Raw genomic sequence first — 21,397 nt, 5'->3', positions numbered from 1 at the left:
CCAGACCCACGGTTACCGGGAGCAAAACATGAAAATCAATCCCTACCTCATCTTCAACGGCGACTGCAAAGCCGCTTTCACCTTCTATGAGCAAGCCCTGCCAGGCCAGATCGAAATGATGATGACCTTCGGCGAAAGCCCGGCGCGCGAACACTTCCCCGCCGACTTGCACAACCTGATCATTCATACCCGTCTGGCCGTGGGTGATCAGGCGATCATGGGTTCGGACACCACACCGGATCGCCCCACGGATGACATGAGCGGTTGCTCGGTCTCGCTGTGGATGGTGAATTGCGAAAAGGATCAGTGACGAGTTCCAGACATCCAACAGCCCGATCAGGAAAGGTTGGGCTGGCGCAGTAGCGCCTACCCCTTCACGCACACCACCTGACGCAAGGTGTGCAGCACTTCCACCAGTTCGCGCTGGGCGTGCATGACGTGGTCGATGTTTTTGTAGGCCATGGGGATTTCATCAATCACGGATGCATCTTTGCGGCACTCGACGTGGGCGGTGGCGCGGACCTGATCTTCGACGGTGAACAGGCTTTTCGCTTTGGTGCGGCTCATGACGCGGCCGGCGCCGTGGCTGCAGGAACAGAACGATTGCTCGTTGCCGAGCCCGCGAACGATGAAACTTTTCGCGCCCATCGAGCCTGGGATGATCCCCAACTCGCCCTTCTGCGCCGACACCGCGCCCTTGCGGGTGACCAGAATATCCTGGCCAAAGTGCCGTTCTTTCTGCACATAGTTGTGGTGGCAGTTGACCGCTTCCAGAGCGACTTCGAACGGCTTGCTGATCACTTTACGTGTGGCCTGAATCACCGCGTGCATCATCAAGGCCCGGTTCTGTCTGGCGAAATCCTGGGCCCAACCGACGGCTTCGACGTAATCATCAAAATGCCGGCTGCCTTCTTCGAAATAGGCCAGATCACGGTCCGGCAGGTTGGCGAGGTGCTGGCGCATGTCGGCCTGAGCCAGTTGAATGAACAGGTTGCCGATGGCGTTGCCAACCCCGCGTGAACCGCTGTGCAGCATGAACCAGACGCGGTCGGTTTCATCCAGGCACACCTCAATGAAGTGGTTACCGCTGCCCAGCGTGCCCAGATGCCCGCGATTGTTGGTGTTGGCGAGTTTGGGATATTTGTCGGTGATCGACTTGAACCGCGAGTTCAGCGCGGCCCAGGCCTGATCAGCCTGTTTCGGAACGCTATCCCAAGCCCCTTTGTCCCGCACGCCACGCCCGACTGTGCGGCCATGGGGCACGGCTTTTTCGATTGCGCAGCGCAATCCATGCAGGTTATCCGGCAAGTCAGCGGCGGTCAGCGATGTGCGCGCGGCGATCATGCCGCAGCCAATGTCAACGCCGACAGCGGCGGGAATGATCGCACCCACCGTCGGAATCACACTGCCAATCGTCGAGCCTTTGCCCAGGTGCACGTCAGGCATCACCGCCAGGTGTTTGAAGATAAACGGCATCTTCGCGGTGTTGATCAATTGCTGCCTGGCTTCGTTTTCGACCGGGACGCCTTCGGTCCAGAGTTTGATCGGTTTACCGTTGGCGACTTCCAGCAGTTGGTAGTTAGGTGCTTGCATGTTTTCGAACAAGTGGCGCCTCGGCCCCTTGAGTTCCTTGGTTATTTCCTGGTTTCCAGGATCTTGTCAGCGAGCGCTTTGACCCGCTTGATCGACAGGTTGTGCGTGGGCACCGTCTGATGAAAGAAGCGCCTCTATCTTACGCCCGAATATTCCCCTGAAAACCTCAACGTGATCACAGAACCAGTGGGAGCGTGGCTTGCCCGCGAAGAACGATGACACGCAATACCTGAAAAACCGTGGTGCGTGCTTCGCGGGCAAGCCTCGCTCCCACTGGATTTTCGTCGCTCGTGGACTTAACGGCATCCGCCGAGGCCGCAGATGTTGAATGTCGAACGCGCTCTTCAGAGCTTGGCGATGGAGACCTCGGTGAATTTGACGAAGGCAATCACCTCGCTGCCCACGCATTTAAACCGTCGCGCTGAAGCCGACAACCCAGCAGCACGACAACCATTCGTCGCCTATGAAAACCTGGCGTACAACAGGCGGCCCTCTCTGGCTTAGGGATTGCACAAGCCGGTCTTGGCAGCCCCGGAACGACGTAATTCTGACGCGGCGGCCCTCTAATCAATGCTTGGTCAGTCCCCCCGGAGATGTAACGTGTCAACTCTCAATGAAATCGCAGCGAACCACGCGAGAATGGCTATGGCAAAGGCGCAAGAGTCGACCGGACTGAGTGAGCGACATCTTCAAATCGTCGGCAGCGTCGAAATCCGCACCAGCGATGAACAACCCCACGTTCCACTGCACTTCATCACCGTGACGCCGGAAAACCACCTCGCCCAGGCGGCTGGCTACTAACGCCGTCCCCTGACGAAAGAACCCGGCGCAATGGCCGGGTTTTTCTTTTAATCAACCCATGCCCTTGCCCACGATTGGCGCCGACGCGCCTAAACTCAACTGACAACGAACTCGCCCTGCGATTGGAGGATGAGGCACTGTCATGTTTGAAATCTCAGCGGTGGCGCGGGTGAAGCGCTTCGCCGCAAACACGGCCGGCCGGGATTTCGCGGTTGGCGACATCCATGGCCACTTCACTCGCCTGCAAGCTGCGCTGGATGCCGCCAGGTTCACCCCTTCGGTCGATCGCCTGTTCAGTGTTGGCGATCTGATTGACCGCGGGCCCGAATGCCGCGCCGCGCTCGATTGGCTGGACAAGCCGTGGTTCCACGCCGTGTGCGGCAACCATGATGACTACGTGGTTCACTTCGATACCTGTGCCGTCGATAGCTGGATCTTCAACGGCGGCTTATGGTTCACGCACCTGTCGCTGCCCGAACAGAAAACATTCGCCGCGACGTTCGCCGAGTTGCCAATCGCAATCGAAGTCGAAACCGCCCAGGGCCTGATCGGCATCGTGCACGCCGATTGTCCGTTTCCATCATGGGCTCAATTGCGAAACGAACTGCAATCGCCCAAGAGCAGCCAGCGCCTGATGCAAGTCCAGAACCGCTGCCTATGGTCCCGCAGCCGCCTCGAACAACGGGAAACGCAGGGCGTTGCGGGCCTGCGTGCGCTGGTGGTCGGGCATAGCCCCATTCCCGTGCCCGTCAGGCTTGGTAATGTGATTCATATCGACACGGCGGGGTGGAGGCCGGCGGAGGGCTATTTCACCCTGCTGAATCTCGAAACGCTTGAGCCGGCGCCTTGAGCATCCTGTACCGCTCGTCCTGACCTCGGCACGTTCACCTTCCATGCTTTTCCAATGGGTACATCCACTCGCACAGCAGGTGCAAACGATGAACAGCAAAATTGCTCCTCTCATGCTCGCCGGACTTGTCTCGATCTGTCCGCTCTACTCGCTCGCAACCGAGAAAACCACCGAAGACGCCACCCTCCCACCCAGCGCACTTCCCGGGCTCAACCAAGGCGAGTCGAATGCAGAAAAGGCTGACAAAAAGGGCGAGGAAGCATCGGGTTCCAATTCCGGCGCGGAATCGCATGAGATAGAAAAAGACGCCGCTGGTTCGAGTGGTTCAGGGAATGAAGGAGCCAAGTCGAAGCCGCAACAGTAAGCCTGCAGGCGAGTGGTGCACGGGCGTGAGTACGATAAAGGGCATCCCCCACGGCGCGAACTCATCCCGGCACTGACGGTGATTGGCCGAAAACCCGTCACTTTTTGTGGCGGGCTTTTTTGCGTACGGCGCGTCGGATCGACGTTAGTCAGCCTCCAGTTCCAGGCAAGGCGCGGGCCGCCTGGTCAGGGTGCTTATATCCCAAAAACACAGGCCTGGTGACAGGACGAATAACCCTGAAATCAAGGCGCTGACCTGTTGCACCCGCCACGCCTTTCAACTCGATACGCTTTTCCGGATGAGTTTCTTATCAATCTTCCCGACGCTGGTTTTGGGGATTTCGGCGACGAACTTGAACTGCTTGGGGATCGCCCATTTGTTGATGCGGCCGCGCTCGACAAACCCTTGCAGGTGCGTCTCCAGGATCTTGCGGTCGAGGTACTGCCCCGGTTCGGACACCACCAGCGCCATGGGCCGTTCGCCCCATTGCTCATCGGCGATGCCCACGACCGCGACCGACATCACGGCGGCGTGCTCGCTGATCAGGCTCTCCAGTTCCAGGGAGCTGATCCACTCCCCGCCTGTCTTGATCACGTCCTTGATTCGATCCTTGATTTCCACACCGCCCAACCCGTCGATGGAAGCCATGTCGCCGGTGTGCAGCCAGCCATCGCGCCAAAGTTCTGCACCCTTTTCCGGTTCCTTCAAATAGCCCTGGGTCAGCCACGGCGCGCGCACCACGATCTCTCCCAGCGACTCGCCGTCATGGGCAACGTCTTTGCCACTGGCGTCGATGATTTTCAGGTCGACCATCGGCACCGGCGTGCCCGTCTTGATACGAGCAGTCAGTTGGGCTAGCGGGGATTGTTCGAGGTCTTCGTCACGCAGGTACGTCAGGCACAGCAATGGACAGGTTTCCGACATGCCGTAACCGCTGTGCACCTGCATACCTTTGGCGTTCGCTTCGCTGGCAATGCCTAAGGTCAGCGCGCTGCCGCCCAGGAGCATTTTCCAGCCATCAAAACGGGTGTGTGCCGCTTCCTCACAGCCCAGGATCATTTGCAGAAGGGTCGGCACACAGTGGGAGAACGTGACTTTCTCCTCCCGATACAGCCTGACCAGGCTGTTGGGTTCGTAGCGACCGGGGTACACCTGCTTGATTCCCATCAGGGTGGCAACATAGGGCACACCCCAGGCATGCACGTGAAACATCGGCGTGATCGGCATGTAGACATCATCCGAGCGCAGCAGCGGCAACCCCTGATAGACGCCCAAAGTGCCCACGGCATTCAAGGTGTGCAGGACCAGTTGGCGATGGGTGAAATACACGCCTTTAGGATCGCCAGTGGTGCCCGTGGTGTAGAAAAGGGTCGCCACCGAGTGTTCATCGAAATCGGGAAAGTCGTATTGGTCTGCGGCCCCGGACAACAGGTTTTCATATTCCCCCAGCACCGGTAGCGACGTGTCGGTTGCTGTGTCGTCCGTGAGCTGCAGGTAACCTTTGACGGTTTCAAGCCGCCCGTGAATCTGTTCTACCAGCGGCAGGAAATCATCATGCACCAGCACCAGGTCATCCTCGGCATGGTTCATGGTGAAGAGCACCTGATCCGGCGAAAGACGGATGTTCACGGTGTGCAGCACCGCGCCGATCATCGGTATGGCAAAGAAGCACTCCAGGTAGCGATGACTGTCCCAGTCGAGCAGGGCCACCGTATCCCCGGCCTTGACGCCGGCAGCGGTCAAGGCGTTGGCCAGTCGGCGGATCCGCTGGTTGAGGGTCTGGTAGCTGTAGCGCAGTTTGTCGGCATACACGATTTCCCGGCCCGGTTCGTAGCGCACGCCGGACAGCAGCAATTGCTTGATCAGCAAGGGATAGGCATAGGCGCCGTCGGCGGGCGGAATTAATTTTGTCGCCATCATGGTTGTGGTTCCCGGTCCTTTTTACGTGGGCTCAGAACTGCTCTGCATCCAATTGATAGAGGCATTCGCTGCCAGCCTTGGCCGACGCGCTCAACGAGTGGATACGTGGCAGCAGGCGGGCGAAGTAGAAGCGTGCGGTGGCCAGTTTGCTGGCGTAGAAATCGTCTTTGGAGTGCGTGCTCATGGCAGCCTTGGCCATTCGCGCCCACATGTAGGCGTACGCGGTGTAGCCGAATACATGCAGGTACTCGACCGACGCCGCACCGATTTCATTCGGGTTGCTCTGGGCTCGGTCCAACAGCCATGCGGTCAGTTCGTCGAGGGTGTCGAGGGCGGCGTTCAACGGTTGGGTGAACTCGGCGAGGTCAGCGCAGGCGTTGGCGGTAAAGTTGCGGATTTCCGAAGCGAACAGCCGGTAGAGCGCCCCGTCGCTGCCGACGATTTTGCGCCCGACCAGGTCCAGGGACTGGATACCGTTGGTGCCTTCGTAGATCTGGGTGATGCGCACATCGCGCACCAATTGCTCCTGGCCCCACTCGCGAATATAGCCGTGGCCGCCGAGGATCTGCTGACCGTGGAGGGTGGTTTCCAGGCCCATGTCGGTGAGGAATGCCTTGGCCACCGGGGTCAGCAGCGACACCCGTTCCTGGGCGCGACTGCGGATCGCTGCGTCATCACTGTACTTGGCGATATCGAGTTGCAGCGCCACGTAGCTGGAGAACGCCCGCCCGCCTTCGTTCAAGGCCTTCATGGTCAACAGCATGCGGCGTACATCCGGGTGAACGATGATCGGATCGGCCGCTTTGTCCTTGTTCTGCGCGCCCGTCGGCGAACGGCTTTGCAGACGGTCACGGGCGTATTCGACGGCGTTCTGGTACGAACGCTCACCCAACGCCAGCCCCTGGATACCCACGCCCAGACGTTCGTAGTTCATCATGGTGAACATTGCCGCCAGGCCCTTGTTCGGCGCATCGATGATCCAGCCGGTCGCCCCGTCAAAGTTCATCACGCACGTGGCCGAGGCCTTGATGCCCATCTTGTGCTCGATGGAACCGCAGGACAGCGCGTTGCGTTCGCCCAGCGAGCCGTCGGTATTGACCAGCACCTTGGGCACCAGAAACAGCGAAATTCCCTTGGGACCGGCGGGTGCATCCGGTAACCGGGCCAGTACCAGATGAATGATGTTTTCGGTCAGGTCGTGCTCGCCGCCGGTGATGAAGATCTTGCTGCCGCTGATCTTGAAACTGCCGTCGGCCTGAGGTTCGGCACGGGTGCGAATCAGGCCCAGGTCCGTGCCGGCATGCGCCTCGGTCAGGCACATGGAACCGGTCCAGGTGCCGGCGTACATGTTCGGCAGATAGCGTTCCTTGAGCTCCCGACTGGCGTGGGCATTGATCGACAGGCACGCACCGGCGGTCAGCATCGGGTACAGGCCGAACGACAGACTGGCCGAGTTGACCATCTCCTCGACCTGAGCCGAAATGGCCTTGGGCATGCCCATGCCACCGAACTGCGGATCACCACCAACACCCACCCAACCGCCGTCGGCGAATGCCTGGTACGCCGCGACAAAACCGTCCGGCGCCGTGACCGTGCCGTTGCTCCAGGTGCAGCCCTGCTCGTCGCTGCTGCGGTTCAGCGGTGCGATAACCTCACCACTGATTTTGCCAGCCTCTTCAAGGATCGCAGCGGCCGTTTCTTCATCGATCACCTCGCCAAGGCCAGGCAATTTGGCCCACAACCGGGACACCTGGAAGACCTCGTTGAGTACGAAGCGCATGTCGCGCAAAGGAGCTTTGTAATCAGACATCGTTGGCTTACTCGGAAGTGGTCAGGGCATGTGGCATGCCGGGACGTTGAGAGATCGGGGGGTTGTCGGCCTGCGTAACAGGCCCGGGTTCCAGCGCTCGTTCGCGAAGGAGGAAATAAGACAGGGCAGGAATCAGCACCAACGCGCCCAGCATGTTCCACAGGAACATGAAGGTCAGCAGGATGCCCATGTCAGCCTGGAACTTGATCGGCGACCAGACCCAGCACACCACGCCAGCCGCCAGGGTGATGCCCACCAGGCCCACGACCCGTCCGGTAAACGACACGGCGTTGCGGTAAGCCTGAGACAGCGGCAGGCCCTGGCGCTGGTAATGCAGTTGCACGCTGAGCAGATACAACGCGTAGTCCACGCCGATTCCCACGCCCAATGCGATCACCGGCAGGGTCGCGACCTTCACGCCAATGCCCATGGCCACCATCAACGCCTCGCAGAGGATCGACGTCAGCACCAGTGGCAACAGGGCAACCAGGGTCGCACGCCAACTGCGGAAGGTGATCAGACAGAACAGCGTCACCGCCGCATAGACGTACAACAGCATGGTGCGATTGGCCTCGCGCACCACAATGTTGGTGGCCGCCTCAATCCCGGCCGACCCGGCCGCCAACAGGAACTGTCGATCTTCGCTGTTGTTCTCCCGGGCGAATTTTTCCGCGATGCCGACCACGGCATCGAGCGTCTCGGCCTTGTGGTCCTTGAGGAAGGTGATCACCGGCATCAGCGAACAATCGGTGTTGAACAACTCCGGCGAGTTGACCGAGGCTTGCTGCGCAGCGTAATTGAGCACGTCCTGATTGCGCTGGATGCTGTTGAGCTTGGGGTTGCCTTCATAGGTGCCAGCGGTGATTTGGCGCACCGCGTTCACCAGCGAAGCCGTCGCCTGCACGCCCGGATACTGCTGCAGCTCCCAGGCCAGTCGGTCGGCGAGAATCAACGTCTTGTAGTTCAGACAGCCTTCCGGTGCGGTCTTGATCATCACTGCGAACAGGTCGCTGGACAGCGCGTAGTGGCGGGTGATGTAGGCGTTGTCACGGTTGTAGCGCGAGTCGGCACGCAACTCCGGTGCGCCACTTTGCAGATCGCCGATTTTCAGTTGCAGGCTGACCATGAAGCCGCCGATGCCCATCAGCACCGCGACCAATACCGCCCCCGTGGCCCATTTGCGCGTGGTGAAGCGGTCGAGCACGTCCCACAGTTTGCCGAAGCCTTTGTGCCCTTCTGCGCGCGTGTCGATGTTCAGCGCACGCTCGGCCGCCTTGGCGCCGACGCCGACATAAGACAGCGCCACCGGCATCAACAATAGCGAGGTGAAAATCAGCACCGCCACACCGATACTGGCGGTGATCGCCAGGTCCCGGATCACCGGAATATCGATCAGCATCAGCACCGCGAATCCGACGGCGTCGGCCAGCAGCGCCGTGACGCCGGCAATAAACAGACGGCGGAAGGTGTAGCGTGCGGCGATCAGTTTGTGGGTGCCACGGGCGATGTCTTGCATGATCCCGTTCATCTTCTGCGCCGCATGGGACACACCGATGGCGAAGATCAGAAAAGGCACCAGCACCGAATACGGGTCGATGGCATAGCCGAGCCAGGCGACGATGCCGAGTTGCCAGACCACAGCGATCAACGAGCAGCCGACCACCAGCAGGGTGCTGCGCACGCATCGTGTATAGGCGTAAATGATGACCAGCGAAGTGACCACGGCCAGGCCGAAGAACATCATCACTTGAATCAGTCCGTCGATCAGGTCGCCCATCAGTTTGGCGAAACCGATCACCCGGACTTTGTACGGGCCCTTGCCCTCCTCCCCGGCCTTGCGTGCAGCGCTGTCGCCGGCAAACTCGATCTTGTCGCGCAACTGCTCCTCAAGCATCTGCGAAAAGGCGTGGTAGTCGATGCGCTGACCGCTGGCCGTGGCCTTGTCCAGCAACGGCACGATCAGCATGCTCGATTTGTAGTCGCTGGCCACCAGACTGCCGACGATACCGGCGCGGGAAATGTTCTGGCGCAGTTGTTCTATTTCTTCAGGCTTGCCCTGGTAGGTATCGGGCATCACCGGACCACCCTGGAAACCTTCCTCCGTCACTTCGGTCCAGCGCACCGCCGGACTCCACAACGACTTCATCCAGGCGCGGTCGACGCCTTCGGTGAGAAACAATTGATCGTTGACCTGTTTGAGCACGTCCAGGTAAGCAGGGTCGAAGACATCGCCCTGAGTGGTCTCCACCACCACCCGCACCGAGTTGCCCAAACCTCGCAGTGACTGGCGGTTTTCCAGGAAGTTCTGGATGTAGGGTTGGCTCTGCGGAATCATTTTCTCGAAACTTGGACGCAGCTCCAGCCGAGTCGCGGCCATGTAACCGAAGACCAGAGTGGCCAGCGCCATCAACAGCATGAACAGCGGACGGTAGTTGAACACCAGCCGCTCCAGCCGATTGCCGGAATCGCGGTCGAAATCATGCAGATCGCGGATCACCGGCATGGCGTCTTGTTTGATATTGCCCATGTCTGGGTTCTCGCTTTAAGGGTTCGAGGACTTATTCAACGGACAGCGTCCGCGCACCACGGCTGCCGACCACCACCAGCGCATCGGTGATGGCGCGCGTGACGCCCGTCACTGGCACCGGCTGGGCTTGCTGCACCCAGCGCTGTTGCGCACCGGTGCCCTGGCTCGCCAGCATCTGCCCGCCCTGGGTAAACAAGCGGTAATCACCATGGGCATCGACGAGGCCGGCGGTGATGCTGACGTGCAGGCCAGTGTCCAGCGAGGTCCAACTGAGGCCTGCATCGGTGCTGCGCAGCACATTGCCGCGCAAGCCGTAGACGAGCACTTCGCCGGGTTTGCCGACGACGCCGAAAAAGCTGCCCTGATAAGGTGTTTGCAGGGCGGCGAATCGCTGCTGGGCGTCATCCCACTTCAGCAACAGGCCCTGCTCGCCGGCGATGTACAGCGCATCGCCGGTAGAGGCGATGGCGTTGAGGTGAAAGCCCTGCGGGTTGTCGGTGCGATCCTGAAACGGCGTCCAGCTCTGACCGCCATCCTCGGTGCGCAGGATCAGGTTGAACACCCCGACCACATAGCCGAGGCGGTCGTTGGCGAACCAGACATCGAGCAAGGGTTTGTCGGCACCCTGCGCCTCCAGCCGCTGACCTTCGGCGACCCGCAGCGGCCATTGTTCATTGCCAGGTTCGGCACGGGCCAACGCCTGGTAATGCTTGACCAGCAAGGCACCGATCTCGCGCCCGTCGAGTTGCTTGCTCCAGGTTGCACCCGCGTCATTGCTGTGCAACACCACGCCGTCGCCGCCCACCGCCCAGCCCTGAGTGGCGGAAGGAAAACTCACGGCATTGAGGTCGGCACTGACCGGCACAGCGGCCTGCTGCCAGTGCTGGCCGGCATCATCGGAAAACAGAATATGGCCACGCTGGCCGACGGCGACCAAGCGGTCGCCCGCGCGGGCCATGTCGGATAACGGGCTGTTGACGGCCAAGGCGCTGACCCTGGCCGGCAGATCCAGCACGTCGACATAAGCGGACGCCTGGCTCAGGCCCTGCAACATTGCAAGCAGAGCGCCGAGCGCCAGCTGCAGGTAACTTTTGTACGAACACATACCGCGTCCTCTTCGGAAAACTGCGCCGGGACACACGTCCGTGTGCCTGACGTTCCAACCTGGCGTCCGAAACGGTCGGTATGCGCCGACCGTCGCGCGATCCCCTGCCTTGCAGGCAGCGGACCGAATGGACGCTTGTCACGGTTTGCTTAACGAATCCCGCTACCTGCCAGAGACTCCGACGACCATTGCGCCTTGGAAAGCGGATCGGTGTACTTGATGCCGCCATAAGGCCCGACCACGCCGTTGATGTTGTAGGAACCACCCACCAGGTCGTAGATCATGAAGGGCGTGGAATCCGGGATCTGCTTGTCGTAGCTCTGGCTGAGGAACGCGAAGGAGCCACGGTACAACTGACCACGTGCGTCGTATTGATCAGAGGCCAGCGCGGTCCAGCTGTCTTCATCGAGGTAGAAGCGGCGCTTCTGATAGATGTGTCGGGCGCCGGACTTGAGGTTGCCTTCCACCACCCAGACGCGGTGTTTTTCCCAACGCACATAGTCGGGTGCCAGGTGATTGGCCGTGGTCAGCGATTTGGGATCCTGGGCGTAGGTCAGCTTGTAAGTGTTGTAGGGCACGATCATTTCCTGTTTGCCCACCAGCTTCCAGTCGTAGCGATCCAGCGCACCGTTGAACACGAAGACATCGTCGTAAGTGCCCGCGCCAGCGGTGCCAGGGTTAGGCGTGTCGTAGGCCAGGTTCGGTGCCAGCTTGACCCGACGCTGGCCCGGCAGGTACTGCCAGGCACGGCGCGGTTGTTGCAACGGGTTGGCGGCGTCCTTGAGCATCACCGCTTCGCCGGCCCGGCGCGCAGGGCCGGTGTAGGACAGCTTCATCTGGTAATACACGTCGGCGCTGCTGATCGGCTGCGCGAGGTTTTCGTAGATCGGGTAGGAAATGAACGCCTGCCCAGTGGTCGCCAGGCTTGGCACGCCAGCGGAATCGACGTTCCAGGAGTCGTACTTGGAGCTGATGCTCACGCCCTGATATCGCAGCAGGAAGTTCCACATCGCTTCGTTGCCCGACTGCGGGATCGGGAACGGCACGCCCGGCAGTACGTTGTCGATGGCCAGCCCGTTTTCGAGGGATTTGGCGCCGCTGGCATTTTTCACGCCGTTATCCAGAATGGCCTGGGGCAGCGAAACGGTGCGGTGGGTCGGGAACACATCGACACGGAAAGTCGGGAAACGCTTGGCCAGTTCAACGGTGGTAGCGCTGAGCATGCCCTTGTACTGCTCGACGTTTTTGCCGTCGATCTGCAGCAACGGTTTTTCACTGGCAAACGGATCCGGACGCATGCTGTCACCGGATTTGAAGCTGGCCGGCGGCGTGGTCAGGCCACCGTTGTAGGCGGGGATGGAACCATCAGCGTTCCCGGCTTTTTCAGCGCCCACCAAGGTCAGGCTGGTGCCCAACCGGGCAGCGTCCTGAGTTGAAACAGCGGCCTGTGCCTGGGCGGCAAGGACCATGGCCAGCGAAGCGGCCAACACGGTTTTTGCGAATGTCATCTTGTTATTCTCCTGCTTGCATTGAGCAAATCAGTGGTGAATCAAAAAGTGGTTTTCATCGTCAGGTAAACGGCGCCACGGTCCTCAGTCGTGGCCCCGCCACCGGAGAAGGCGGAGTAGCCACCGGCGTAACAGGCGTAGTTTTCGTTACCGCTAAAGGCATTCGGCGCAGCGCCGTCGCCTCCGGTCGGACCGGTACTCACGCCGCTGACGTTGCACTTGTCGGCCTTGCCGAATGAGTCCACGTACTTCAGGTCGACAAAGTATTTGTTGTACACAACGGCCCCGAGGCCGATGGCGTAGTTACCGGTGTCTTTGGCGCCGCCACCGGAGACCGGTGAAACACCATCGAGACCGATGTTGATGGACATCGGGGCGTTGAGGTCGACACCGGGAAACACCTGGTACCAGGTCGGGGTGAAGTTGACCGCGATGCCCCAGTTGTCCCGGGTCGGCTGGTCGATGCCGCGATAGGTGTCCTTGCCCTTGTAGAGCGCCTCGTTGTTGCTATCGAGCTTGAGCAGGTTGCTGTAATACAGCTCGCCCAGCAGAGTGGCCGAATCGAACACAGGCGTTTTAGCAATGGTCATCAGGCCGTTGAGCGTCCAGTGCAAGGTGTCGCCGGTGGCGGCCATGCTGTCGCCCTTCTGCGGGGTGTCATAAACCACACCGGTGGCAGCCGTGCGCGCAGGCAACAGGCCAAGACCTGCGCCCAGGCCCAGCGGACTGTTAGTGCTGACAACCGCCGGAATACTGGCCAACGGCATATTGTGACGAATGTTCAGGTCCGAACCGACGCTGATCCCGCCCACGTCCTTGGACAGGCTCAGGCCAACGATCTTGATGTTGTCGGCATAGGCCATTTGATAGGTGGCGGTGCTCAGCGAGTTGAGGGTGTTGACCACCGCAGGCACTTGCCCTGCCGGCCGGGTGCCGTTGGGATTGGCCGAACTCAAGCCTCTGGCATCCAGCCAGGCTTGCGGCAGGATTTCCGAGGTTTCGCGGTAGTAAACGCCGAGGGTCCCGTCCAGCCAGGCTGGCGACCACTTGGCCATAATCCCCCAGTCTCCGCGCTTGTCCGGTGTCAGGTCGTGACCGCGACGCACATTGGTCAAACCGTTACAGGGTGCCAGACCACACCCCAGCGGACTGCCCGGCACCACGCCATTGGTGTTGCCCAGCAGGAAGGATTGCGCACCGAAACCGACCAGGTCGGAACCGCCGTAATAAGTACCGGCTTCCGGCAGGCGCGCGGCGTCCCAATCCAGGAAATACTGAGCGCCTACGGTCAACTCGGGATTGACGGTGAACGACATCGACAACTGGTTACGCGGAACGAACAGTTCCTTGGCTTCGGTACCGGGCGAGGCAGCCAGTTTGGCCAGGTCCAGGCCCGATTGGCCGTAACTGTTCGAGTGCACCGGGTTGAGAATAGTCTCGCCCCAGAACACGTTATGCTGACCGGCCTTGACGCTTAACAGCGACTCCTCGCCCACTTCGGTGCTGTAGAACACGAAGGCGTCGAGGATTTCGCCGGAAGGACCGGTGTAATAACGCTGGGCATAGTTGCTCAGGTGCGGGCTGCCATTGCCGACGTTGTCACGGGTGACCGCGGCCAGACGTGGGTCGTTGGCGACCAGCCCCGACCTTGAGTCGTTGCCGTTGACGAACGGATTGGAATTGGAACCGGTGTTCTCGTAGGCCTTGTCGTACCAACTGGCAGCGCTCACACGGAAACCCATGTGGTTCTGGTAGACCACATCCATCTCGGTCAACAGGTCGACACGGTGGGTGATGTTGGTCCCGGCCTTGCGGAAGTTGTAGTCGCCGTCGTTGTTGTTCGGCGTTGCCAGCATGCGCTTGTCGGCGCTTTCGGTGCGTACGCCGTAGTTGTACTTCACAGTGTTATCAAAACGCACGGTCCAGTCCGGGTTCCCGGTGTCGAGCTCGATCGCCTGCGCGACCGGCACGCCTGCGGCCAGAATGGCCGAGGCCAACAAGGTGTAACGCGAGGGTCCGAACCCGTGACTCTTATTGTTGTGCATTGCGTTGTCTCCGCCTTTTTGTATTTGTTTTAAGCGCAGCCGCCCTCGCGCAACCCCTTGTTCCAGGGGTTTACGTTTTCAGGAGTGAGGGCAAATGCCGGATGGCGCGGGCCAACCGGCGCCTGAATCAGCGGTCCAGTTCGAGGATGAGAGCTTCGGCTTGTGGCCAGCGCCCATACCCGGCGGCAGGATTGAGATGACCGACTTCGCCGAGATTGAGCAGCTCGCTGCCCCAGCCTTCGGCCATGCGCGTGGCGGCGTCCAGACTGGCGAGGTGGTCGTTGGTACTGGCGGCCAGCAGACTGCGGAACGGCAACCGGCCTTTGGGTAGAGGGTCCCAACCCTGGGTACGCAGGGTTTCAGCGCAGGGGTAGCCCTGCGGCCATTGGGCATCAAGGTCCGGCGGAGCGGCCAGCAGCGCGCCCTTGATCGGCCGACTGTGACGCGCAGCCCAGTGCGCAACCATCAGCACGCCGGCGCTGTGAGCGACCAGAATCACCGGCCCGTCGATCTGCGCAAGTGTGTGCTGAATGGCTTCGACCCGCTTGCTGCAATCAAGCTTGTCGGTTTCAAGCGGCGGCACACTGTGCACCTTGCACAGCCTGGATTCAAGCAACGTTTGCCAATGCTCGGCAACGTGCTCACGCAGACCCGGTACGATCACAACGGTTGCGGCAGTTTGCAGTTTGTCCACGTCAACACCTTCGCTTTCTCGATGACTCGACTGGCTCTATTGGCCAGGGGCTTTTTGTAGGAGTGACATTAAAGAGCGCCCGACCGAGGCGCTTTTCATTGGACGTCAGGCACTTTTCTTTTCATGACAAAATTCTGCGTGTTGTCGCGCAGCGACCATTGGTCGAATATCCCCGCAGCTTCTCTCCAGCTCACTGTAATCAATGGGTGCGTGTCGATTTTTACACTGCAACGATGTGATTCCGGCCAGCACCGGGCGAGCGCCCTCGACGTTGTCACAACTGTTCAATTGCTGAAGTGCTGGATATAGTCGCCACGCTCATTTGAATCGCAACCGGCCCAGGAAAGACCTTCGCATGCCCAAGCTTGTTCGCGCCGCCGTCTTGACCAACTACCTGGAGGTCACCCAGTACCTGGGGTTCAATCCCCGAGACGTACTGGCCGGCGTCGGTTTGAGTAAAGCCATATTGCAAGCTCCTGAACATCGCATCCCCATCGACGCCGCCGTGCGGTTGCTGGAGGATTCAGCCGCCGCCAGCGGCTGCCAGAGCTTCGGCTTGAGCATGGCCGAGTCGCGCCAGCTCTCGGACTTCGGTGTGGTCAGCCTGTTGCTCTCTCATCAGCGAACGCTGCGTGATGCGTTGCAAGTGTTGGTGCACTACCGTCATCTGATGAACGATTCGCTGGCCCTCTTCATCGAGGAGGCAGGCAAGATGGTGATCATTCGCGAAGAGGTGGTCACCGAATCGCCGATGCCCTGCCGACAAGCCAATGAACTGGCCATCGGGGTGATGTTCCGCCTGTGCGCCGCCCTGCTCGGTGCACACTGGCATCCCTACAGCGTCAACTTCACGCACCAGCCTCCCGACAACCTGCAACTGCATCGCCGCCTGTTCGGCTGCAAACTGGAGTTCGGCAGCGAGTTCAATGGCATCGTCTGCCCCAATGCCAGCCTCGACATGACCAACCCCCATGCCGACCCGGCCATGGCGCGCTACGCCCAGAGTTACCTTGACTCGCTGCTCAGCCACGAAGGCCCTTCGATGCTGTTCGAGGTGCGCAAAGCCATCTACCTGTTGTTGCCGATGGGGCGCGCCACCATCGAGCAGATCGCCCAGACCCAGGGCATGAACGTTCGGACCCTGCAGCGCCGCCTCAAAGACGACGGCTGCGCCTTCAACGACCTGATCAACGACGTGCGCCGCGACCTGGTGTTGCGCTACCTGGAAAACCCGAATTACTCGTTGGGGCGCATTGCCGACATGCTCGGCTACTCCATGGCGAGTTCCTTTACACGCTGGTTCATCACCCAGTTCGGCATGCCGCCCGCGGCATGGCGCAGTGCGCAAAAGCACACCGTCAAAGCACCGCCGGAGCTGACCACCCCGCCCGGCTCCAGCGAACCCTGAACCGAACGCAACAGACCCGGCGTTTTGCAAAAAAAAGCGGCGACTGCTGGTACAGTCGCCGCAAAAGAACCGGTGTCTGTGACACCGGCCGAGGAGTCCTGTGGCGAGGGAGCTTGCTCCCGCTGGGGTGCGCAGCGGCCCCAAAAAAGACGCCGAGTAGTTTCTGAAAAAGCGCGGTGGTCTTTGTGGGGCGCTTCGCTCCCCAGCGGGAGCAAGCTCCCTCGCCACAAGTTTGTGTACCTACATTCCCCAGCGCAGCAACAACAGCACCAGCACGACGAGGAACACCGTCTCCCCCACCATCAACAAAATCGGCTTGATGCCCACCGCCGCCAGCTCCTTGAGTTGGGTTTTCATACCCAGGGCGCTGATGGAAACCACCAGGCACCAGCGCGACAACTCGTTGACCGACCCTTGCACCACCGGGGCCACCCACCCGGTGCTGTTGATACAGGCCAACATCAGAAACCCGACGGCGAACCAAGGTAGCAGCGGAGGTCGTTTGCCGGTCGGGTCGGCGCCCTGCATGCGGGTGATCATGGCGGCACACACGATCACCGGCAGCAACATGGCAACCCGCATCAACTTGACCACCGTGGCCGTATCGCCGGTCTCGGTCGACATGCTGTAACCGGCACCGACCACCTGGGCGACATCGTGAATGGTCGCCCCCAGAAACACGCCCGCCACTTGTGGCGACAACGACAGCCAGTTGGCAATCATCGGATACACGATCATCGCCAGGGTCGACAGCGCCGACACCCCGATCACCGTGAATAACGTCGCGCGTTCTTTCTGCGGATGATTGGGCAATGCCGCCGCCAGCGCCAACGCGGCCGATGCCCCACAAATCGCTGTGGCGCCGCCGGTGAGCATGCCGAACAAACGCTGAAAGCCCAGCGCCTTGGCTGCGATCACTGAAACGCCGATGGTCACCACCACCAGAATCACCACCAGCGCCACAGGCTTCCAGCCCAGCGCAGCCATCTGTTCGAGGGTGATGCGCATGCCCAGCAGCGCCACACCAATGCGCAACACGGTGCGTGCGGTGAACTCGATGCCCGGCTTGCAAACACCGTCACCGGCCAGGAAGTTCAGCGCCATGCCCAGCAACAAAGCGAACAGCATCACCGGCGCGCCGTAGTGCTCGGACAAAAAGGACGCAGCCGCTGCAACGATCAAACTGACGATAAAGCCCGGCGCCAGTTTGCGCGTTCGGCTGTGGATACGGGTGAGAGCGATGGCGCTCATGGCGCGGCCTCCTCGGGAACGATAACGATGAAAGCCTGGCCGTCGATGATCTCAACCGGGTAGTTGGCGACTTTGACTGCGGTGGAATTAAGCAGGTAACCGCTGCGCAAATCGAAGCGCAGGCCATGGGCGCAGCACTGAATCACCCACCCCTCAAGGCGCCCGCCACACAGCGAGGCGCCTTGATGGGGGCAACTGTCGTCGACGGCGAACACGTCACCTTCGACGTTGAATAACGCCAGGCTTTTGTCATCGAATTCGAACAGTGCACGACCGCCCGCCTGCGGGAGCTTTCCGGCAGGCACGGGGATACGTCGGTTCATGCAGGTTGCCGCTCGTGATCACTTTCTTTCAGGGCTTGGTTCATGGCCCCGAGCAGCGCCTGAGCAGGTTGTGCACCGACCATCGTCATGCGACGGTCGAACTGAAAGCCCGGCACCCCACTGGTCGCGCCGGGAAAGCCGTCAAATGGCGTGGCGTCGCCCTTCAGGCAATCGAGCACCACCTGCGCATCAACGCCGCAGGAGCGGGCAATGGCGAGCAAGGTCTCGCGGCACCCCAGGTTTTCGCGTTTGCGGAAATAAGCGGCGAACAGCCGTTCGAGCAACATTTCACGCTGAGTAGCATTGCCCAGTACGCTGACGCGTTCGAACAAACGGTGGGCGTCTGCGGTGTTGGGCATTGTCTCGATGCGGCTGAAGTCGATGGTCAGTCCAACCGCCGCCGCAGCCTGCTGTACCTGGGCCTGGCGCATGGTCATAGCCTCGGCATTGCCCAGGCGTTTGCGGTAGAAATGGGCGAAGGGCTCCCCTTGTACCGGCAACTGAGGCAGCAACTGCACGCCATGCCACACCGTGGTGACCTGCACATCCGGGTGGCGACTGCGAAACTGTACTTGCGCATGCTCCAATTGGCGTTTGCCGATCAGGCACCAGGGGCAGATGAAATCGAAGAACACATCAATACGTAAACGACGACTACTCACAACTTCACCTCTAACACTGCTTTGCTAACCGAATCGTGGACTTGCTCGCCCTTAAGCCGGGCAATGTCCTTGTGGTAATGACACTTGGCATAAAAGAACACGGCCGCAGCCGCGATGCTGACCAGCGGCACCCATTGAAAGGCAGCCTGCAAGCCAATGAGGTCGGAGACCCTGCCGGTAATGAACGGCCCAGGCGCCAGCCCCAGCATGTTGTTGGCCAGGGTCAGCGTGGCGAAGGCCGTGCCGTGGATCGAGTAATGGGTCAGGTTGGCAACCATCGCTCCGCAAGGGCCAGTCGTGCCGGCGGCAATCAACATGCCCAGGCAGATCAGCGCCAGTTGCACAGGCCCTGCCGGCAGGGCAAATGCCGCCGACAACAGCAGGCAACTGCCTAGGCAATAGGCGATGGCCAAAGTGACTTTGCGCTCCGGCGAATGGCGCGACAGTCGATCGCTGAGCATGCCGCACAGGATCATCCCGGCCCCGCTGCACAGCACGATAATGGCCGCGACGCCGCCCGCCTTGTCCGTGGCCATGTCGTAATAGCGATTGAGGTAACTGGGCATCCATACAATCACCGTGCCGCCGACGAACAGTTGCAAGCCACTGCCGATGTAGGCAGCGATCACCGAACGGCTGGAAAACAGCGTACGCAACGGACGCTTGACCGCTGCCGCCTTGTTCGCCGCCTGGGCGGCACGTTGCGGCGCAATGCGCGCCTCCTTGACGATGACCGGGTAAAGCACGGCCAGCAGCAGGCCGAACAACGCCATGCCGGCAAACGACCAGCGCCAGCCAAGTTTGGCGGCGATTGCACCGCCCAGCGCCATCCCTAATACCGAACCGAACATGCCGCCCGCCATGAAGGCACTGGCCAGCGTTGCACGCAGGTGCTTGGGAAACACCGAAATGACGACTGCGATGCCGACGCTGCCGTACGCCGCTTCGCCAACGCCGACCATGAATCGTGCAATGAACATCTGCTGATAGTCCTGCGCCACGGCGCAACCCAGCGTCGCCAGACTCCACAGCAAGGCCATCAGCGCCAGGCTCTTGACCCGGCCAAAGCGATCCGCCAGCAATGACAGGGGAAATGTCAGCAGCCCCACCATCAGCGCGACAATGCCACTGAGCAAGCCAAGCTGGCCGTCGCTCAGAGCCCATTCGCCCTTGAGCATCGGGAACACCGCGTTCAAGACCTGGCGCGACATGTAATCGGATATCAACAGCCCGAACGTCAGTGCGAAGACGATCCAGGCATACGGTCGCGCAACACCGACAGCACTGTCGTCATCGTCTGCGGCGATTGGGTGAAAGGCCATGCAGCCTCCTCAAAGCTTTGTTTTATTGTTGTTATCAAGCGTGTTGCAGTGCAGCGAGCGGGAGGCCTGACCGCCCGCTGCGTCTGCCGATCAGCCGCGTTGCGGCACACCTTTCTGCCCTGCCTTGCGGTTGGGGGCCATGCCGTTGGCCAACAGCGTTTCTTCGATGCTCTGGTACTGCACGCCGATGCGGTAGATCTCACGGGCTTCTTTGCCGGTGGCGATTTCGCGACCCAGTTCATGGGCGATACGCACGGTCTGCCTGATCTGCGCAACTGAGCCGAAACGATCGCCCTTGTGATCAATGATAGTGTCTTCATTGCCCACTCGCGGGTGCAGCCCCATGGCCATCGACATGGTGTTGAACGGCATGACGTTCTTGAGCAGCGACTCAGAAGTCAGGGTGCAACCGTCCGGCGCGCGGTGGATGAAGTTGAAGAAGTTGAACGGATTGGGGCCGTCGAAACCGCCGCCAATGCCGATCCAGGTCAGGTTCAACGGGCCCTTGTAGACGCCCCTGCGCACCAGACGCTCGAGGGTTTCCATCGCGTGCATGCCGGTCAGCTGGAAGTGCGGCTGGATGCCGTTGTCCATCAGACGCTTGAGGTGTTCGGCGACCCAGGCCGGACCTGCCGGAACGGTCATTTCGCTGTAGGCGGCCTGAAACAGGGGATTGGCCAAGGACGTGCCTTCCAGGTACTGCGGATACAGCAGCTCCATGATGTTCATCTGGGTGGTGTTGATAGCCACCGTGACCTGATCCGGTTTTGGCGTCAGCTCGGCCAGCATGTGTCGCGTATCGTCAGACAGCCACTTGGCGGCTTCGCCATCGCTTTCCGGCGCGAAGGAAATCGAACCACCGACCTGGATGATCATGTCCGGCACGGCTTCACGCACACCGGCGATCAATTCGTTGAATTTGGACAGGCGCTTGGAACCCTTGCCGTCCAGCTCGCGCACGTGCAAGTGCAAGACGGTGGCCCCGGCCTCATAACATTCGACCGCTTTTTGTACCTGTTCATCCATGGTCAGCGGGATGTCTTCGGGGAAGTCTTCCGGCATCCATTCCGGGCCGTACGGGGCCACGGTGATGACCACCTTTTCCATGTTTTCCGGGTGCAGGGAATCGTCAAAAAATTGCATGAGTTACTCCTGTTCTTATGATTGTCGCGCCCACCCGGGATCGTGCCGGGCAGACGCGTTTACGAGTGCGA

General features: G+C 60.6%; 17 protein-coding genes and 1 pseudogene. 5 read left to right on the top strand and 13 right to left on the bottom strand.

The window, feature by feature from the left end:
• Window positions 1-28 precede the first annotated feature (28 nt).
• A pseudogene (locus tag QMX98_RS01965) lies at window positions 29-280 on the top strand (VOC family protein); the annotation flags it as partial.
• Window positions 281-366: 86 nt separating this feature from the next.
• Here QMX98_RS01965 and QMX98_RS01960 read toward each other — a convergent pair.
• Window positions 367-1,593 carry an RtcB family protein gene (locus QMX98_RS01960; protein WP_282410157.1) on the bottom strand — a complete coding sequence of 409 codons (1,227 nt, stop codon included), beginning with the start codon at window positions 1,591-1,593 and terminating at the stop codon, window positions 367-369.
• 600 nt (window positions 1,594-2,193) lie between these two features.
• On the opposite strand from QMX98_RS01960, the gene QMX98_RS01955 reads away from it, so the two are divergent.
• The 3 genes from QMX98_RS01955 to QMX98_RS01945 all read left to right on the top strand — a co-directional run bounded on the left by QMX98_RS01955 (window position 2,194) and on the right by QMX98_RS01945 (window position 3,608).
• The gene (locus tag QMX98_RS01955; protein WP_077748130.1) at window positions 2,194-2,394 is read left to right on the top strand and encodes a hypothetical protein; all 201 of its coding nucleotides are present in this window, start codon (window positions 2,194-2,196) and stop codon (window positions 2,392-2,394) included.
• A 142-nt stretch (window positions 2,395-2,536) separates the two neighbouring features.
• Complete coding sequence (locus QMX98_RS01950; RefSeq protein WP_010455791.1) at window positions 2,537-3,244, top strand: metallophosphoesterase; 708 nt, start codon at window positions 2,537-2,539, stop codon at window positions 3,242-3,244.
• An 88-nt stretch (window positions 3,245-3,332) separates the two neighbouring features.
• A complete protein-coding gene (locus QMX98_RS01945) occupies window positions 3,333-3,608 on the top strand; it encodes a hypothetical protein (protein WP_010455793.1) in 276 nt (91 codons plus the stop codon).
• Between the two features lie 276 nt (window positions 3,609-3,884).
• On the opposite strand, the gene QMX98_RS01940 is transcribed toward QMX98_RS01945, so the two are convergent.
• The 7 genes from QMX98_RS01940 to QMX98_RS01910 form a co-directional block, all read right to left on the bottom strand.
• The gene (locus QMX98_RS01940) at window positions 3,885-5,528 is read right to left on the bottom strand and encodes a fatty acid--CoA ligase (RefSeq protein ID WP_282410156.1); all 1,644 of its coding nucleotides are present in this window, start codon (window positions 5,526-5,528) and stop codon (window positions 3,885-3,887) included.
• 31 nt (window positions 5,529-5,559) lie between these two features.
• Complete coding sequence (locus tag QMX98_RS01935) at window positions 5,560-7,338, bottom strand: acyl-CoA dehydrogenase C-terminal domain-containing protein (RefSeq protein WP_083376326.1); 1,779 nt, start codon at window positions 7,336-7,338, stop codon at window positions 5,560-5,562.
• Window positions 7,339-7,345: 7 nt separating this feature from the next.
• Window positions 7,346-9,865, bottom strand: coding sequence for an MMPL family transporter (locus tag QMX98_RS01930; RefSeq protein ID WP_282410155.1), 2,520 nt, complete (start codon window positions 9,863-9,865; stop codon window positions 7,346-7,348).
• A 31-nt stretch (window positions 9,866-9,896) separates the two neighbouring features.
• On the bottom strand, window positions 9,897-10,970 hold the full coding sequence (locus tag QMX98_RS01925) for a YCF48-related protein (protein WP_282410154.1): 1,074 nt from the start codon (window positions 10,968-10,970) through the stop codon (window positions 9,897-9,899).
• A 149-nt stretch (window positions 10,971-11,119) separates the two neighbouring features.
• Window positions 11,120-12,478 (bottom strand): DUF1329 domain-containing protein, encoded by a 1,359-nt coding sequence (locus QMX98_RS01920; protein WP_010455826.1) that lies wholly within the window; start codon window positions 12,476-12,478, stop codon window positions 11,120-11,122.
• A 41-nt stretch (window positions 12,479-12,519) separates the two neighbouring features.
• A complete protein-coding gene (locus QMX98_RS01915) occupies window positions 12,520-14,523 on the bottom strand; it encodes a DUF1302 domain-containing protein (RefSeq protein ID WP_282410153.1) in 2,004 nt (667 codons plus the stop codon).
• A gap of 127 nt (window positions 14,524-14,650) precedes the next feature.
• Window positions 14,651-15,217 (bottom strand): alpha/beta fold hydrolase, encoded by a 567-nt coding sequence (locus QMX98_RS01910; protein WP_282410152.1) that lies wholly within the window; start codon window positions 15,215-15,217, stop codon window positions 14,651-14,653.
• 355 nt (window positions 15,218-15,572) lie between these two features.
• Between QMX98_RS01910 and QMX98_RS01905 the strand changes: the two genes are divergently transcribed.
• Window positions 15,573-16,625: an AraC family transcriptional regulator gene (locus QMX98_RS01905; protein WP_282410151.1), complete on the top strand. Its 1,053-nt coding sequence runs from the start codon at window positions 15,573-15,575 to the stop codon at window positions 16,623-16,625.
• Window positions 16,626-16,865: 240 nt separating this feature from the next.
• Here QMX98_RS01905 and QMX98_RS01900 read toward each other — a convergent pair whose 3' ends face one another.
• The 5 genes from QMX98_RS01900 to QMX98_RS01880 form a co-directional block, all read right to left on the bottom strand.
• Window positions 16,866-17,876 (bottom strand): putative sulfate exporter family transporter, encoded by a 1,011-nt coding sequence (locus QMX98_RS01900; RefSeq protein ID WP_282410150.1) that lies wholly within the window; start codon window positions 17,874-17,876, stop codon window positions 16,866-16,868.
• Complete coding sequence (locus tag QMX98_RS01895) at window positions 17,873-18,199, bottom strand: Rieske 2Fe-2S domain-containing protein (RefSeq protein WP_010455834.1); 327 nt, start codon at window positions 18,197-18,199, stop codon at window positions 17,873-17,875. The genes QMX98_RS01900 and QMX98_RS01895 overlap by 4 nt, the downstream gene beginning before the upstream one ends.
• Entirely contained in the window at window positions 18,196-18,861 is a 666-nt protein-coding gene (locus QMX98_RS01890; RefSeq protein WP_282410149.1) for a DsbA family protein, read from the bottom strand. Before QMX98_RS01890 ends, QMX98_RS01895 begins: the two co-directional genes overlap by 4 nt.
• Window positions 18,858-20,183, bottom strand: a complete 1,326-nt coding sequence (locus tag QMX98_RS01885; protein WP_282410148.1) for an MFS transporter — start codon at window positions 20,181-20,183, stop codon at window positions 18,858-18,860. The genes QMX98_RS01890 and QMX98_RS01885 overlap by 4 nt, the downstream gene beginning before the upstream one ends.
• A gap of 90 nt (window positions 20,184-20,273) precedes the next feature.
• Entirely contained in the window at window positions 20,274-21,326 is a 1,053-nt protein-coding gene (locus QMX98_RS01880) for a 3-keto-5-aminohexanoate cleavage protein (protein WP_077748120.1), read from the bottom strand.
• Between the last annotated feature and the right edge of the window lie 71 nt (window positions 21,327-21,397).

It is taken from the genome of Pseudomonas sp. PS02303 (genome assembly GCF_029959925.1).
Classification (GTDB): domain Bacteria; phylum Pseudomonadota; class Gammaproteobacteria; order Pseudomonadales; family Pseudomonadaceae; genus Aquipseudomonas; species Aquipseudomonas mandelii.
This window is presented reverse-complemented; position numbering and strand designations above follow the sequence as displayed.